We start from the raw sequence: 249 nt of genomic DNA, 5'->3' as shown, positions 1-249 counted from the left end.
GTCCAGGCGGCGAGCGCGGCCGGGTCGACACCGTCCGTGTCGGCGACGCGCGCGGTGCCGAGGCGCTCCTCGACGGCCGCGAGGAGACGGTCGCGGGCCGCGGGGCTCAGGGTGTCGAAGCCGCCGCGCAGCGCGGGGAGCCGGTCGAGGAACGCCCGGTCGGGCAGTTCGGACACCCGGGTAAGCAGCGGCTCCAGCACGGACGCCGCCGCCTCCAGCAGCGGGCCCGCGGCGGTCAGCAGTCCGCCG

General features: G+C 79.1%; 1 protein-coding gene. It reads right to left on the bottom strand.

Going from position 1 to position 249, the window contains the following annotated elements:
* Positions 1 to 249: DUF5682 family protein (locus B7L92_RS43455; protein WP_255311376.1), on the bottom strand; the 249-nt coding region annotated here is incomplete at both ends.

The organism is Streptomyces viridosporus, assembly GCF_002078235.1.
Taxonomy (GTDB): Bacteria; Actinomycetota; Actinomycetes; order Streptomycetales; family Streptomycetaceae; genus Streptomyces; species Streptomyces viridosporus.
The sequence above is the reverse complement of the archived record's forward strand: the minus strand, read 5'-3'. Positions and strand labels throughout refer to the sequence as shown.